The following is a 14,828-nucleotide window of genomic DNA, read 5'->3' as shown; positions in this document are numbered from 1 at the left end:
GCTGGGCCGCAATGACCGTCACCGAGACCCGCGAGAACGCCCGCGAAGCCACCGCCACGCGGCTTTTGCGCAGCTCGCGGCAGCACTCCTACGAGCCGGACCTGGACATCGACTGGGAAGCCCCGTTGGTGCCGGTCGGCGAGCAGGGCGCATACGGCATGCCGGCGCACCGCGTCTCCCTCTACGGCACCGAGCTCTGGGACCAGCTGACCGAGGAGCAGCGGGTCACGCTGTCCATCCACGAGGTGTGCAGCATCGCCCGGATCGGCCTGTGGTTCGAGATCATCCTGATGCAGATGCTGCTGCGCTACGCCTACGACCGCGACCCGCGCAGCAAGCACATCCAGTACGCGCTGGTGGAGATCGCCGACGAGTGCCGGCACTCGGTGATGTTCGCCAAGATGACCGAGCGCTACGGCGTGCCGGACTACCAGCCCCGCCGGCTGGCCATGCTGGGCGGCCGGCTGTTCAAGACCATCGCCTCCGGCACCGCCATGTTCGCCGGCACCTTGGTCGCCGAGGAGATCACCGACCAGCTGCAGCGCGAGGGCATGAAGGACGACACCGTCCAGCCGCTCACCCGGATGGTGAGCAAGATCCACGTCACCGAGGAGGCCCGGCACGTCCGGTACGCCCGCGAGGAGCTGGCCCGGATCACACCGAAGGCCAACTGGCTGCAGCGCACCGTCGGCCGCTGGCTCACCGCGCTGGCCGCCCACCGCATCGCCACCGAGCTGATTCACCCGGACGTCTACCGTAGCGTCGGGCTGGACCCCAAGGAGGCGCGCAAGGTGGCCATGGCGAACCCGCACTACCAGGAGACGATCCGCTGGTCGGCCCGCAAGCTCGTGCCGTTCCTGCGCGAGCAGGGCGTCATCGGCGGCCCCAGCGAGATCCTCTGGCGCAAGGCCTCGCTGGTCTGATGGCCGGCCAGGGTCGGATGGTCCGCACCGCGGCGGGCATCGGGCTGTACGCGGAGGTCGAGGGGCCGGCGGATGCGCCGGTGACGCTGGTGTTCTCGCACGGGTGGACGCTGGACAGCCGCATCTGGGACCCGGTGGTCCGTTCGGTGCTGGCCCACTCGCCGGCCACCCGGGTGGTCCGCTACGACCACCGGGGGCACGGCAGCAGCGACTCGGTGCCGCCGCACCGGATGACCATCGCGGCCCTGGCCGACGACCTGGCCGAGCTGATCGACCGGCTGGCCCCGGACGGGAAGCTGGTGCTGGCCGGCCACTCCATGGGCGGCATGACCATCATGGCTCTGGCCGAGCGGTATCCCGAGCTGTTCGCCCGCCGGGTGGCCGGGGTGGCCCTGGTGGCCACGGCGTCCGGCGGGCTCGGGGACACCACGTTCGGGCTGTCCGTGCGGGCGCTCAACCTGGTCCGCCGGGGCGAGGCCCGGCTGGCCGGGTCGGTGCGCTTCAACCGCCGGCCCAAGCTGACCCGGTGGCCGCTTCTGCTGGCCCCCGGGCTGCGGTACCTGATCATCGGCCGGGGCGCCGACCGGGGCGCGCTGCGGCGCAGCATGCGCTGCATCGCGGACTGCCGGCCCTCCGCGATCACCGGTTTCCGGCCGACCCTGGAGGACCACCGGCGGGACGCCGCGCTGGCCGCGTTCGAGCACATCCCGACCCGGGTGCTGGCCGGGGCGCGGGACAAGCTGACCCCGGTCTACCAGTCGCGACGCATCGTCGAGCACGCCAGGAACGCCTCGCTGACCGTGCTCCCGGACGCCGGCCACATGCTGCCGGTGGAGCGGGTGGACTCGGTGAGCAGCTGCCTCACCGAGCTGGTGTCTTCCGCGCGCGCCGAACCGGGCGCGCGCTCGACCCGGCCTGTTACTCGTGCACCATCGGGAAGCGAGCCAGGCCCCGCCAGGCCAGCCGGGTCATGAGGTCCACGGCTTCCTGCCTGGGTACCGCCTGACCGGAGTCCAGCCAGTACTGCGCCGTGACCTGGCCGATGCCGACCAGGCCGACGGCGAGCAGGCGGGCCCGGTCGCGGTCCAGCCCGGCGTCCTGGGTGACCGCGTCGGCCACCATGTCGATGCACTCCCGGTTCGCGGTGTCCAGCACGGCCGATGCCTCCGGCTCACCGCGCAGGTCGGAACCGAAGATCAGCCGGTAGGCCTTGCTCTCGTTGGCCACGAAGTCGAAGTACGCGGTGACCGCGCCCTGCACCCGCAGCGAGTTGTCCGTGGTGGAAAGCATGGCGCCGCGGACCAGGCTCACCAGCCGCTCCGCGTAGGTGCGCAGCAGCGCCCGGTACAGCTCCAGTTTGCTGGGGAAGTGCTGGTAGAGCACCGGCTTGCTGACCCCGGCCCGGTCGGCGATGTCGTCCATCGCGGCCGCGTGGTACCCCTGCGCGGCGAACACGTCCAGCGCCGCGCCGAGCAGCTGCGTGCGGCGCGCGTCCCGGGACAGCCGGACCCCGCGCGGCGGCACCGGATTCGGATCCTGAGCCGTCGCCGCCGTCCGTGGCGCCCCCGCGATTTCCGTCATCCCGGCCACCCTACCCGCTGGAAACCCGAATGGCTGATAACGCGCGAGGCGCGTGCGTTCCTCAGATGACTTGCTGGTGAAGGTGAGTTTGCCGACCAGTAACTGATAAATGCCCACCCGGGGTGGGCAACTCTTGCCTCGTCCCTCATCCTGGGGGTATGCGCCCTTCCTCCGCCGGAACCTCGACGCTGGTCGACGACGCTCGCCTCGCCCCGCTGGCCGACGCCGCCCTCTTGCCTCCCGTGGACAAGTCGGTTCCGCCGTGGCCGGGCCGCCAGGTCAGCTCGGGCGGGGTCACCCTGCACGTGCGCGAGACGCCGGGGCCGGACGGGGAGACCCCGGCGGTCTACGTGCACGGGCTTTCCGGCTCGGGCACCAACTGGACCGACCTGGCGGCGCAGCTGTCCCCGCACGCGCGCGGCCTGGCGCTGGACCTGCCCGGGTTCGGCCACTCCCGGCCGTTGCAGTCGGGCCACTACACCCCGGCCGCGCACGCCGACGCGGTGCTGTGCTTTCTGGCCGGCATGGGCCGCCCGGTGCACCTGCTCGGCAACTCGCTCGGCGGGGCCACCGCGCTGCGGGTGGCGGCCCGGCGGCCCGAGCTGGTGCGCAGCCTGACCCTGCTCGCGCCGGCCATGCCGGATCGCCGGCCGGACCCGAGGCGCACGTCCGACCCGTGGCTGGCGCTGGCCGCCATCCCCTGGCTGCGCCCGAGGATCGCCCGCCGGCTGGCCAGGGTCACGCCCCGGCAGCGGGTGGAACAGATGATCTCGCTGTGTTACGGCGACCCGGGGGTGGTCGCCGAGCACCGCATCCAGGAGGCGATCCTCGAGGCGGCCGAGCGGGCCGAGCTGCCCTGGGCCGGCGAGGCGCTGTGGCAGACCACCCGGGGGATGATCCGCGGCTGGTTCACCGGGACCTCGCTGTGGTCGGTGGCGACCAGGGTCACCGTGCCGACCCTGGTGCTCTGGGGCGGCCGGGACCGCCTGGTCTCCCCGAAGCTGGCGCGGCGGACCGTCGCCGCACTCCCCAACGGCCGCCTGCACCTGCTCCCCGACGTCGGCCACGTCCCCCAGATGGAACGCCCCGACCTGGTCGCCCAGGCCGTCCTGGGCATGTGGCAGGCCATCGACGCCGACCGCTGGTGACCGTCGCCCGAGCCGATGCGGCCGGGCGGTTTGCCCCTTGCCCGATGGCCGCGACGCAATCGACCTTGATCGCTGTTCGTGGTGGTTGAGCAGCGAAAATCGCGGCTGGACCGCCACTACCGGGGATCATGCCCGAATGACCGCTGTCCAGGCGGCTTTTGATGGTCAACTCATCCTGGGAGACGTTTGGCTGGTGGGTAGCGTCTGTGAGGATGAATTGATCATTCGGGCGGCCGCACGGGCCGATCCAAGCCCGGCCCTCTTTGAACCGGCACCGCTTCTCGACCGCACCCGGACGCCGCACAGGGAGACCGTGACGTCGCACAACCCGCACCACGTGCGGCGGCCCGGTTTGTTGTGCGGCGTGGGGGTGACGGGTGGGAAGATGCCGGGTGGGTTCGGCGTTGAGTTGTTGAGTTGATGGGTTAACCGAGGGAGCACGAGAGATATGTCGCTACCGCCGCTCGTGGAACCGGCCGCCGAGCTGACCAAGGAAGAGGTCGAGCGGTACAGCCGCCACCTGATCATCCCGGACGTCGGGATGGACGGGCAGAAGCGGCTCAAGAACGCGAAGGTGCTGGTGGTCGGGGCCGGCGGGCTGGGTTCGCCCGCGCTGCTCTACCTGGCCGCCGCCGGGGTCGGCACGCTGGGCATCGTCGAGTTCGACGAGGTGGACAGCTCCAACCTGCAGCGCCAGGTCATCCACGGGGTCTCCGACGTCGGCAAGCACAAGGGGCTCTCGGCCAAGGAGTCGATCGCCGAGATCAACCCGCTGGTGAACGTGATCCTGCACAACACCCGGCTGGAGTCGTCCAACGTGTTGGACATCTTCCGGGACTACGACCTGATCCTGGACGGCACGGACAACTTCGCCACCCGCTACCTGGTGAACGACGCCGCCGTGCTGCTCGGCAAGCCGTACGTGTGGGGCTCCATCTTCCGGTTCGAGGGCCAGGCCTCGGTGTTCTGGGAGGACGCGCCGAACGGGCAGGGCCTGAACTACCGCGACCTCTACCCCGAGCCCCCGCCCCCCGGCATGGTGCCGTCGTGCGCCGAGGGCGGCGTGCTGGGCGTGCTGTGCGCGTCCATCGGCTCGATCATGGTGAACGAGGCGATCAAGCTGATCACCGGTATCGGGGAGCCGCTGCTCGGCCGGCTGATGGTCTACGACGCCCTGGAGATGAGCTACCGCAAGATCAAGGTCCGCAAGGACCCGAACACCCCGAAGATCACCGAGTTGATCGACTACGAGGCCTTCTGCGGCGTGGTGACCCAGGACGCGCAGGACGCGGCGGCCGGGCACACCATCACCGCGACCGAGCTCAAGGACATGATCGACTCGGGCAAGGACTTCGCGCTGATCGACGTGCGGGAGCAGAACGAGTTCGAGATCGTGCGCATCCCGGGCTCGGTGCTCATCCCCAAGGACCGGATCCTGTCCGGCGCGGCACTCGCCGAGATCCCGCAGGACAGGCCGGTGGTGCTGCACTGCAAGTCGGGCGCCCGCTCGGCCGAGGCGCTGGCCGCGCTGCACAAGGCCGGCTTCTCCGACGCGGTGCACGTCGGGGGCGGCGTGCTGGCCTGGGCCAACCAGGTCGACCCCTCGCTGCCTACCTACTGAGTTCTTCGGCCAGCAGCCCGGCCGTGGCGCCGGGCTGCTGGCGGCCGCGCAGCTCGGCGTAGGTCACCACGGTCATCGCGGTGGAGATCACCGGCATCGGGATCATCACCGCGAGCAGGAGGACGCCGGCCAGCGCGAACAGCACGAAACCGAGGGCGCCGGGGCTGGTGCCGGCATTGCCGAGGCCGATCAGCCCGAAGCCGATGCCCAGCGGGATCATCAGTACCAGCTGGGCCACCAGCTGGTACGCCTGCTGGAGCAGCCAGGCCAGCACCAGCCGGCCGAACGTTGCCCAGAACCGGTCCTTGACCAGTTCGAAGCAGCGCCCGATGCCGGCCCGTTCGATGACGACCACACAGGTCAGCGACGCGCCGAGCACCACCCCGAGGTACATGCCCGGCACGATCAGCAGCACCGCGCCGACCGCGATCGCCAGCGCGCCCAGCGCCCACCAGCCGGTCAACGGCAGCGCCCGCCGGGCGCCCAGCCGCAGGGCCTCGCCGATGTCCATCCGCCGGCCGGCGGCGTCGGTCACCGCGACGCCCACCATCGCGCCCTGCCCGACCGCGAACACGCCGATGGTGACCAGTGCCCCGACCCCGATGGGTACCGTGACCAACGCTTCCGGCAGGTTCGGCACGCCTTGGACGACCGCGAGGGTCACACCGGCGATCACCCCCGCCGCCACCACGATCGCGCCGAGCGCGATCAGCGCGATCAGCGTCAGCGGCCAGAAGCTGCGCCGGATCAGCTGGATGCTCCGGTCCAACCAGCCGCCCAGGTCGACCGGGATCAAGGGATCTCCCGGCAGTGGCGTCCACGGCGGCGGGTAGGCCGGATACGGCCCGGCGCCGGGACCGGGCTGCGCCGGTGGGCCGGGGTAGGGCGGGAAGGTGTCCGGGGGCGGGGTGCTCACGGTTGTGTTACCGGGCGAGTTCGGCGGCCAACGTCGCGGTGCTGGTGCCCGGGTGCTCACGCCCGCGCAGCTCGGCGTAGAGGGCCATCTGGAAGCCGGCGGTGAACGGCAACACCGGGAGCATCAGCACCGAGGTCAGCACGGCGGTGAGCACCGAGCCGGTGCCGCCCCCGACCAGGTTGGCGATGCCGGCCACCACCAGGTAGTAGACGGTGAAGATCACCCCGGTGACCAGGACCCGCCCGAGGGTGGCGAAGAACCGGGGGTTGACCAGCGTGAAGCACCGCCCGATGTTCCCGCGTTCGATGACCACGATGCCGACCAGCGTGGACATGATGACCACGGCCAGATAGATCCCGGGCAGCAGGAGGAACAGCGCGCCGACGGCGATCAGGATCCCGCTGAGCAGGCTCCAGCCGAACAGCGGCAGCATGCGGCCGAGACCGAACCGGAACGCGTCGCCGATCACCGCCGGTCGCCGCTCCGCGTCGCGGACGATCAGGTATACGCCGCTGGCCTGGCACAACGCGACGACCAACATGCTGACCAGCCCGCCTACGATCGACACCAGCACCAGCTGGGTCAACAACCCGGCGAAGTCCGGCGGTAGCCCGCCACCCTGTTGCACGCTGGCGGAGAACTGCTCCATCTCGGCCTGCGGCCCGGCGAGCATGATCAGCATCACCGCGCTGACCAGCGTGTACGGCAGGAAGACCAGCACGAGCCGGACGAAGTTCCGCTGTCCGGTGGCGAACCCCCGGCGGAACCATCCGCCGAAGTCGGTGGCGACCAGCGGGTCGTCCGCCGGGGTGGCGCCCGCGCCCGGATAGCCCGGGTAACCCGGTCCGGGTGGCGGGTAACCCTGCTGCGGGTGCCCCGGCGGTGGGTAGCCCGGTTGCGGCTGGCCGTACTGGGGGTAGCCCGGGGGCGGCTGGCCCTGTTGGGGGTAGCCGGGTTGTGGTTGGCCCTGCTGGGGGTAGCCCGGGGGCGGCTGGCCCTGTTGGGGGTAGCCGGGTTGTGGTTGGCCCTGCTGGGGGTAGCCCGGCGGTTGCTGGCCCTGTTGGGGGTAGCCGGGTTGTGGTTGGCCCTGCTGGGGGTAGCCCGGGGGCGGCTGGCCCTGTTGGGGGTAGCCCTGCTGTGGGTAGCCCGGGGGCGGCGGGAAGCCCTGGGGCGGTGGGTAGCCGCCCGGGGGCGTGGGAGGCTGCTGAGGCTGGTCCTGTGGCTGCCCGTCGGGGTCCTGGCCGTAGGGCGGCGGCGTCGACATGATCGAACGGTAGCGGCTACCCGGTGCTTCGGGGAGCGTTTTGGCTGATCCGTTGCCTTTCGGTGCCCGGCGTTGCCGTACCGCTACCTGCTGTTACCAGGTGTGTCCGGTGAGCTGCGCGGCCAGCCAGGGGGTGGAGATCGAGCCGCGTTCGTGCGCCCGCAGCTCCGCGTAGGTGACCACGTAGGCCGAGGTGAATGCCACCCCCACCGGGATCTGCAGCACCGCGGCCAACACGGCGAGCGGCACCGTGCCGACCGAGGACAGCGGGGCGAGGATGGCCTGCAGCAGCACCGAGTAGACCACCGAGGCCCCGAACACCAGCAACAACCGCCCGAACACCCCCGGGAACCGGGGGTTGACCAGCGCGAAGCACCGGCCGATGTGCCCCTGCTCGACCACCACGACGGCGGCCACCGTGGGCATCAACACCACGGCGAAGTAGATCCCCGGCACGATGAACAGGGTCAGCCCGAACATGACCAACGCCCAGCACAGCAACGACCAGCCGAACAACGGACCGATCCGGGTGGCCGCGAACCGCAGGCCTTCGCCCGCCCGGGTCGGCTGGCCCGCCGCGTCCCGGATGGCCACGTAGATCCCGGCGCCCTGGACGAGCGCGGTGACCAGCACCGTGGCCAGGGCGAGGAAGCCGAGCAGCAGCCAGTGCTCGGCCAGGGCGGGGAGCAGCGCCTGGCTGAAGCCGTTCGGGTCGCGCTCCGGGTCGGGCACCCGTCCGGAGGTGAGCAGGCCCTCCATCAGGTCGTTGAACCAGACCGAGCTGACCGCAACCACCGCCGCCTGCGCCAGCTGGATCATCGCCAGGGCGGCGAAGCTGCGCCGGAAGGTGGCCACCACCCGGCGCAACCACCCGTCGATGCTGGTGCTCACCAGCGGATCTTCGGACGGCGGCCGGTAGCCGCCGCCACCTGGGTAGTTGGGATACTCCGACGGCGGGGGAGTCGTCATGGCGAGACGATAGCGCGGAACGCGCGAGCCGAGCGCGTGCCCAGTTCGGCACGCGCGGACCAACACAGCGGAACGCGCGAGCCGAGCGCGTGCCCAGTTCGGCGAGGGCGGTGCCGGTTTAAAGATCGGCTTGGACGGGGCCGCGGTTGCTGGTCCGTCGCGGCGTGGGTGCGGCCCGTTGCGTTTCTCGTTGGTCACTTCTGATCCGAAAATAGGTACGGGTGGGGCAATTGGGACTGGCGTGACGTCGGCCGGTCCCTCGGGTGGTCCGAGTCGGTGTTGGCGGCCGTGACCGGGAAGGATCGCCATCCGTGGCGGTTCAGCCGCGAAAATCGAGGCTCAACCGCCAGTAACGGCGATCACCTATTTTCCGCCCCTCACGCAACCAGGGTGGCGGATGGGGCAGCGCCAACGGTCAGTTCATGATCACCATGACATGGTGGTCGTTTCCGGGCCGCCAGGCGGGCCGTAATGTCATGGTGACCATGTAATTCATTCCCATTGATACGCAAGCAGGTGGCACCCAAAACAGCGGCAGACCAACCGCCTCGGCCCGTCCAAGTCGATCTTTAAACCGGCACGCCGGCTCACCGGTATCGGCGTGGCGTCCCCGGAACGGGTATATCGCGGCGGTACCGTGCGTGGTTGTGAGCACCGCATCGGTTGATATCGGCGCGCTCGAGCGTGTCGAGCTGCCCAGCCATGTGCGCACCGCGTTCGGCGTCCGGGAACGGGACTGCCGGCCGATCGCATTCGGCGGGCTGGACTGCTGGCGCTGTGGCGACGTGGTGATCCGCCCGGTCTTCGACCACGCGCAGACCGCCTGGTCGTCCCGCGTGCTGGACACCCTGGAGGTGGACGGCCTGCGGATCGCCCGCCCGGTGCGGGCGTCCGACGGGCGCTGGGTGGTGGCCGGCTGGTCGGCGTGCCAGTACGTCTCCGGCAGCCCGGAGGGTCGCTACGAGGAACTGGTGGCCGCGTCGCTGCGGCTGCACGCCGCGACCGCCTCGGTGCGCCGGCCCCGCCTGCTGGACGACCGGGAGAACCTGACCGGCCGCGCGGACGCCGCCGCCTGGGGCGAGCGCACGATCAACCTGGACCAGGCCACCGGCGGGCAGCTGTTCGACGAGCTGGCCGGGATGCGCCGGCAGCTGCGGCTGCCCGCGCAGGTGGTGCACGCCGACCTGTTCGGCACCGTGCTCTTCGACGGCGACGCGCCGCCCGCCGTGCTGGACCTGGTGCCGTTCTGGCGCCCGGTGGAGTGGGCGGCCGCGGTGATCGTGGTCGACGCGCTGGCCTGGGGCGGCGCCGACCCCGGGCTGGTCGGCGCCTGGTCGCACCTGGACGGGTGGCCGCAGGTGCTGCTGCGCGCGCTGCTGTTCCGGCTGGCCCTGCACGCCCAGCACCCGGGCGCGACGGCGGAGTCGCTGCGCGGCCTGGAACTCGCCGCCGAAGTGATCGCCTCGCGCCTCTGACACCCGATACCGTATTACCTCGTGCGCGCGCATTGGCTGGTGTGTGCGCTGGTCGGGGCGCTGCTGACCGGTGCGCTGGGTGGTTGCTCGACGGCCGCCGACGAGCCGGCCGCCGGTCCGCCGCCCGGGCCGCCGGAGCCGGAGTGGTCGCCGACCGGCGTCGCCGACACTTCGCTGCCCCGCCGGCCCCGGGACCTGCGGCTGGACGGCATCGACCCGTGCACGCTCATGCCGGCCAAGCTGCGCGCGCAGCTGCGGGTGAACACCGACATGAACCGTGCACCGGTGCAGGACGGCCTGCGCGGGCCGATCTGCGAGTGGCTCAACGCCCCGCTGTCACCGCCCTACCGGCTGTCGGTGCGGTTGGTGCTGAACCGGTCGATCCGGCCGTACCTGTACGACCAGGACGCCCGGATCAGCGGGGTGGCCGGGTTCGGCGCGGTGGACCTGCCGGGACCGCTGTTGCCCCGGGACCAGGGTTGTGTGGTTCGCGTGGACACCGGTCCGGAGCAGAGCCTCTGGGTCGGCTACATGAGCGAGCTGCCGGTGGACGGCCAGAGCTACACCCGGATGTGCACCAACGCGCACGCGGCGGCCGAGCACGCCATGTCGGTCCTGATGGCCGGCCAGTGAGGGTCGTTCAGCGGTCGGGCAGCTGGGTCAGCCGCAGGTGGTTGCCCGAGGGGTCGCGGAAGCCCGCGTCGATGCCGTAGGGCCGCTCCTCCGGCTCCTCGACGAACTCCACGCCCCGCTCGACCAGCTCCCGGTGGGTGCCCCGGCAGTCGTCGGTGAGCAGGAAGATGGTGCCGGCGAACCCCTTGGCCATCAGGTCGCTGACCTGCTTCGCGGTGTCGTTGTCCATCACCGGCGGCCCGGGGATGGCCATCAGGGTGATCGCGATGTCCGGCTGGCCGGCCGGGCCGACGGTGAGCCAGCGGAAGTTCCCCAGCTCGGCCATCGTCACGTCCTCGCGCACCTCGAAGCCGATCTTCTCGGTGTAGAACTTGAGCGCCTCGTCCTGGTCGTGCACCCACAGCTGAGCGGTGCCGATTTTGATCATTTGTCCTCCCGGTCGTCCGAATCGGTCGGCCGGAACGCTAGCGGCGCCGGATCGGGCCCGGCTTCTCGAAACGTCCGGTGTTGGGGACGGCCGTAGGCGCGCAGCACGCAGCTGGGGACCCGCGCGTACTGGGCGGCCGGCGGGTAGCGCGCGCGGTAGGCGGTGGGCGAGCAGCCGTAGGTTCGGGTGAAGCTGGTGGTGAACGAGCCGAGGCCCTGCAGGCCGACGGCGAGGCAGATCTCGGTGACCGGCCGGTCGGTGGTGCGCAGCAGCGCGGCGGCCCGTTCCAGCCGGCGGGTCAGCAGGTAGGCGTGCGGTGACTCGCCGAACGCCCGGCGGAACTCCTGGCTGAAGTGCGCCCGGGACAGCCCGGCCGCCCGGGCCAAGTCCGCCACCGTCAGGTGCTCGAAGTAGCGGGCGTCGGCCAGGTCCTTGGCGCGCAGCAGGTGGCGCGCCGGCGGCACGGGGGACATGCGTTCCAGTATCCCTCCAGCGGATGGGGCTCACGGTGGTGCGGGCCGACGGTTTGAGCACCACTTAGCACGCGCGTTATGCCTGGTTACGCCGGCGTAACCGACGCTTCCTACCGTCGCGGCATGGTTGCAGACGAGAAGCTGGCCGGAGCCCGGTCGGGCCGTTGGATCGATCACTGGGAGCCGGAGAACCCGGACTTCTGGTCGCGCACCGGGCGGTCGGTGGCCAACCGGAACCTGTGGTTCTCCATCTTCGTGGAGCACGTCGGGTTCTCCGTGTGGTCGCTGTGGTCGGTGTTCGTGCTGTTCATGGGGCCGGCGTACGGGATCGACGCGGCGGGCAAGTTCTTCCTGGTGTCCACCGCCTCACTGGTCGGTGCGATGCTGCGCATCCCGTACACGTTCGCGGTGGCCCGCTTCGGCGGCCGGAACTGGACCATCGTGAGCGCGCTATTGCTGCTCATCCCGACGGTCGCCGCGGCATTCGTGCTGCACCCGGGCACCCCCTACGGGGTGTTCGTGCTGATGGCGGTGCTCGCCGGGTTCGGCGGCGGCAACTTCGCCTCGTCCATGGCGAACATCAACGCGTTCTTCCCCGAGGGCCGCAAGGGGCTGGCGCTGGGACTGAACGCCGGCGGCGGCAACCTGGGCGTGGCGGTGGTGCAGCTGATCGGGCTGGCGGTGATCGCGCTGACCGGGGCGACCAGGCCCTGGCTGCTGCTGGCCGTGTACATCCCGCTGATCGTGATCTCGGCGGTGTGTGCCGCGCTGTACATGGACAACCTGTCCACCATGCGCAACGACACCGGGGCGGCGCGGGAGGCGGTCGCCCAGACGCAGACCTGGATCATGTCGTTCCTGTACATCGGCACGTTCGGCTCGTTCATCGGCTACAGCTTCGCGTTCGGGCTGGTGCTGCAGACCCAGTTCGGCCGCACCCCGTTGCAGGCGGCGGCGGTGACCTTCATCGGCCCGCTGCTCGGTTCGCTGATCCGGCCGCTGGGCGGTTGGCTGGCCGACCGGGTCGGCGGTGCGCGGGTGACCCTGTGGAACTTCCTGGCCATGGGCCTGGCCACCACGGTGTGCGTGCTCGCTTCCGGCGCGGGTTCACTGGTGTTGTTCACCGCCGGGTTCATCGGGCTGTTCGTGTTCTCCGGCGTGGGCAACGGTTCCACCTACAAGATGATCCCGGCGATCTTCCGGGCCAAGTCGCTGGCCGCGATCGACGCCGGCGCCGACCCGGAGGCGGCCATGCTGCGCGCGCGGCGGATCTCCGGCGCGGCGATCGGCATCATCTCGGCGGTCGGCGCGCTCGGCGGCCTGTTGATCAACCTGGCCTTCCGGCAGTCGTTCGCGGCGGCGCACAGCGGGGTGCCGGCGTTCTACGGCTTTCTGGCGTTCTACCTGGTCTGCGCGGTGATCACCTACGCCGTCTACCTGCGTCGCCCGGCCGGCGCGGCCACACCGGTACGAGTGGACGGCGCCCCCGCCTACGCCCGCGTCTGATTCAGTCGGTTCAGCACAGTGATTCAGTCGGTTTGGCCGCCCGGCGGGATGGTCAGCGCTGCTGAACTGACTGAATCACCGTGCTGAAGGCACTGAATCACCGTGCTGAAGGCACTGAATCGGGCTGGGGGTGTTGGGGGTTAGATGGCGTCGGCGTTGTCGATGTTGCGCAGGATGTGGGGGGCGAAGCCTTCCAGGCGGGTATGGGAGAGGCTGACGCGTTGCAGCTCGTAGGGCTGCTGGCGGCGTTCGTAGCGCAGACGCTCGATGATTTTCCAGCGGAAGGCTTCCAGGGCACTGAGCACCGGGACGTTGTCCCACCGGGCGTTGAACCGGGGCAGGAGCAGGTTCTGCACCGAGCCGGGGTAGTAGCGGTCGTCGTGGATCGAGTAGACGCGGTGGGTGCGCAGCAGGCTGTCGGCCAGCTCGGTGACCTCCAGGGTGGGGCGCTGGTTGCGGCCGGAGAAGCTGCGCTGGTGCTCGTTGCCCCGCGTGTCGTGCTGGCAGAAGTCCCGGATGGAGCGGGAGTTGCCGGCGGTGTTGGCGGTGAGCTTGGGGATGTCGGCGATGAGGATCCAGTCCAGCACCGATGAGGACACGATGCGCAGGTCGAGGGAGTACTCGCCGCGGTTGGGCGCCCAGGCCATGATCGGGTCGTCCTGGTCGGTCCACATCTGGATGCGCTGGCTGAACAGCGAGTAGCCGTCGTCCAGGTCGTGGTCGCGCCACACCCTGGCCCGCTGCTCGAGGGCCTTCATGCTGGCCCGGGCGCTGCCGCGCAGCTCGCCGACGCCGGCGATCACCTCGTCCAGCCAGCGGTAGTCCGGGATGACGATCATCAGGTCGACGTTGGAGCCCCGGTGCCGGCCGAGCCCGCCCCGCACGCTGAAGTAGCGGCCGTAGTTGAGCGAGCCGCCGAGCACGCACGAGGTGGGCATGTCCTCCAGCACGGCCTGCAGGTGGTTCAGGTCGCGGAACCGGCGGGCGGTCTCGACCAGCGTCTCGAACGGGTGCGGCCGCCGGCGGCGGCGTTGCCCGCCGTCCAGGGTGTACTGCACGAACCGGTCGAACCGGTCGTCACCGTAGAGCCGCTGGAACAGCGCCGGAGTGATCTTGTTGGCGTGCTCGGCGTTGGCCAGGATGCCCAGGCCGTGCAGGATGAAGTGCTCCTCCCGGCCGTAGTAGCAGGCCGACACGCGCCCCAGCGCCTCGGCGTAGAAGGCCGGAATGGACTCCGGCATGAACCGGGCCTGGTCCTCGGCGATCGCCACGCACTGGCCGTAGGCCCCCTCCACCAGGTCCCAGTCCGCGCTGGCGTGCGCGGTGCGGAGCGCGTCGGCAACCTGCTGCTCGGTGATCACCAGCGGTTCCGGGACCGGTGGGCCGGCCGGGGGCTCGGGGCTCTCCCCGGCGGGCGTGCCGTTCGGTGAGTCGGGCCGGCGCGGGTTCGGGGTTGGCTGGGACGGGTCGGGGGTGGGCTGGGCCGGGTTCGAAGACGACAGCGCGAGCAGCACGATGATCTCGTTGGCCAGCTGGTCGATCAGGGTGAGCTCGTAGCTCTTGCGGAAGGTCTCCACGCTCACGCCCTGCGCGCGGGCGGCGGACTTCCGCCGGTCGGCGGCCTTCCACAGCTTCTGGCCCGGGTCCAGGCCGAAGCTGCGGATGGCGGCGGTGGCCTCCCGGCTCTCGCCCAGCCGGTCCACGGCCTGGCGCAGCAGGGACTCCACCGCGAGGTCCCTCGGCGGGTCGGCGTCCAGGTGGCCGAGCGCGCCCGCCGCGCCCAGCAGGCACGGGAGATCCAGTGTGCGCGCGCGGTGCAACCCGTGCAGCCGTAACTGCCGCAACTCGGTGCAGAGCCCGGTGTGGTCGGCTGCATCGGGGTCCGCCATAAC

The 14,828-nt window shown here is 70.9% G+C and carries 15 protein-coding genes; 8 read left to right on the top strand and 7 right to left on the bottom strand.

Features of this window, described 5'->3' with window-relative positions:
• Positions 1-11 precede the first annotated feature (11 nt).
• Both ABEB12_RS19340 and ABEB12_RS19335 read left to right on the top strand, forming a co-directional pair.
• A complete protein-coding gene (locus tag ABEB12_RS19340; protein ID WP_185059031.1) occupies positions 12-923 on the top strand; it encodes a diiron oxygenase in 912 nt (303 codons plus the stop codon).
• A complete protein-coding gene (locus ABEB12_RS19335; protein ID WP_185059032.1) occupies positions 923-1,897 on the top strand; it encodes an alpha/beta fold hydrolase in 975 nt (324 codons plus the stop codon). The genes ABEB12_RS19340 and ABEB12_RS19335 overlap by 1 nt, the downstream gene beginning before the upstream one ends.
• On the opposite strand, the gene ABEB12_RS19330 is transcribed toward ABEB12_RS19335, so the two are convergent.
• On the bottom strand, positions 1,842-2,504 hold the full coding sequence (locus tag ABEB12_RS19330) for a TetR family transcriptional regulator (protein WP_185059033.1): 663 nt from the start codon (positions 2,502-2,504) through the stop codon (positions 1,842-1,844). The genes ABEB12_RS19335 and ABEB12_RS19330 overlap by 56 nt on opposite strands.
• Positions 2,505-2,662: 158 nt before the next feature.
• On the opposite strand from ABEB12_RS19330, the gene ABEB12_RS19325 reads away from it, so the two are divergent.
• From ABEB12_RS19325 to moeZ, 3 genes are all read left to right on the top strand, one after another.
• Complete coding sequence (locus tag ABEB12_RS19325; protein ID WP_185059034.1) at positions 2,663-3,652, top strand: alpha/beta fold hydrolase; 990 nt, start codon at positions 2,663-2,665, stop codon at positions 3,650-3,652.
• 136 nt (positions 3,653-3,788) lie between these two features.
• Complete coding sequence (locus tag ABEB12_RS19320; RefSeq protein WP_185059035.1) at positions 3,789-4,073, top strand: hypothetical protein; 285 nt, start codon at positions 3,789-3,791, stop codon at positions 4,071-4,073.
• Positions 4,074-4,100: 27 nt separating this feature from the next.
• A complete protein-coding gene (moeZ, locus tag ABEB12_RS19315) occupies positions 4,101-5,273 on the top strand; it encodes an adenylyltransferase/sulfurtransferase MoeZ (protein WP_185059036.1) in 1,173 nt (390 codons plus the stop codon).
• Here the strand turns inward: moeZ and ABEB12_RS19310 are convergent.
• The 3 genes from ABEB12_RS19310 to ABEB12_RS19300 form a co-directional block, all read right to left on the bottom strand.
• On the bottom strand, positions 5,263-6,189 hold the full coding sequence (locus ABEB12_RS19310; protein WP_185059037.1) for a hypothetical protein: 927 nt from the start codon (positions 6,187-6,189) through the stop codon (positions 5,263-5,265). The two genes, moeZ and ABEB12_RS19310, sit on opposite strands and share 11 nt — an antisense overlap.
• Before the next feature lie 7 nt (positions 6,190-6,196).
• Positions 6,197-7,453 carry a hypothetical protein gene (locus tag ABEB12_RS19305; protein ID WP_185059038.1) on the bottom strand — a complete coding sequence of 419 codons (1,257 nt, stop codon included), beginning with the start codon at positions 7,451-7,453 and terminating at the stop codon, positions 6,197-6,199.
• A gap of 93 nt (positions 7,454-7,546) precedes the next feature.
• Positions 7,547-8,422: a hypothetical protein gene (locus ABEB12_RS19300; protein ID WP_185059039.1), complete on the bottom strand. Its 876-nt coding sequence runs from the start codon at positions 8,420-8,422 to the stop codon at positions 7,547-7,549.
• Positions 8,423-9,069: 647 nt separating this feature from the next.
• Here ABEB12_RS19300 and ABEB12_RS19295 point away from each other — a divergent pair.
• Entirely contained in the window at positions 9,070-9,897 is an 828-nt protein-coding gene (locus ABEB12_RS19295; RefSeq protein WP_345702933.1) for a TIGR02569 family protein, read from the top strand.
• A gap of 21 nt (positions 9,898-9,918) precedes the next feature.
• Positions 9,919-10,530 (top strand): DUF3558 family protein, encoded by a 612-nt coding sequence (locus ABEB12_RS19290; protein WP_185059040.1) that lies wholly within the window; start codon positions 9,919-9,921, stop codon positions 10,528-10,530.
• Between the two features lie 7 nt (positions 10,531-10,537).
• Here ABEB12_RS19290 and ABEB12_RS19285 read toward each other — a convergent pair whose 3' ends face one another.
• The gene (locus tag ABEB12_RS19285) at positions 10,538-10,957 is read right to left on the bottom strand and encodes a VOC family protein (protein WP_185059041.1); all 420 of its coding nucleotides are present in this window, start codon (positions 10,955-10,957) and stop codon (positions 10,538-10,540) included.
• Complete coding sequence (locus ABEB12_RS19280; protein ID WP_185059042.1) at positions 10,954-11,430, bottom strand: helix-turn-helix domain-containing protein; 477 nt, start codon at positions 11,428-11,430, stop codon at positions 10,954-10,956. Before ABEB12_RS19280 ends, ABEB12_RS19285 begins: the two co-directional genes overlap by 4 nt.
• Positions 11,431-11,553: 123 nt before the next feature.
• Here ABEB12_RS19280 and ABEB12_RS19275 point away from each other — a divergent pair, with 123 nt between their 5' ends.
• Positions 11,554-12,936, top strand: a complete 1,383-nt coding sequence (locus tag ABEB12_RS19275) for an MFS transporter (protein ID WP_185059043.1) — start codon at positions 11,554-11,556, stop codon at positions 12,934-12,936.
• 140 nt (positions 12,937-13,076) lie between these two features.
• Here the strand turns inward: ABEB12_RS19275 and ABEB12_RS19270 are convergent, their stop codons facing one another.
• Positions 13,077-14,825 carry a hypothetical protein gene (locus tag ABEB12_RS19270; RefSeq protein WP_185059044.1) on the bottom strand — a complete coding sequence of 583 codons (1,749 nt, stop codon included), beginning with the start codon at positions 14,823-14,825 and terminating at the stop codon, positions 13,077-13,079.
• Between the last annotated feature and the right edge of the window lie 3 nt (positions 14,826-14,828).

This window comes from Actinospineispora eucalypti (assembly GCF_039543365.1).
GTDB lineage: Bacteria > Actinomycetota > Actinomycetes > Mycobacteriales > Pseudonocardiaceae > Pseudonocardia > Pseudonocardia eucalypti.
Note: the sequence above shows the minus strand (reverse complement) of the source record. Positions and strands in the feature narration are given on the sequence as shown.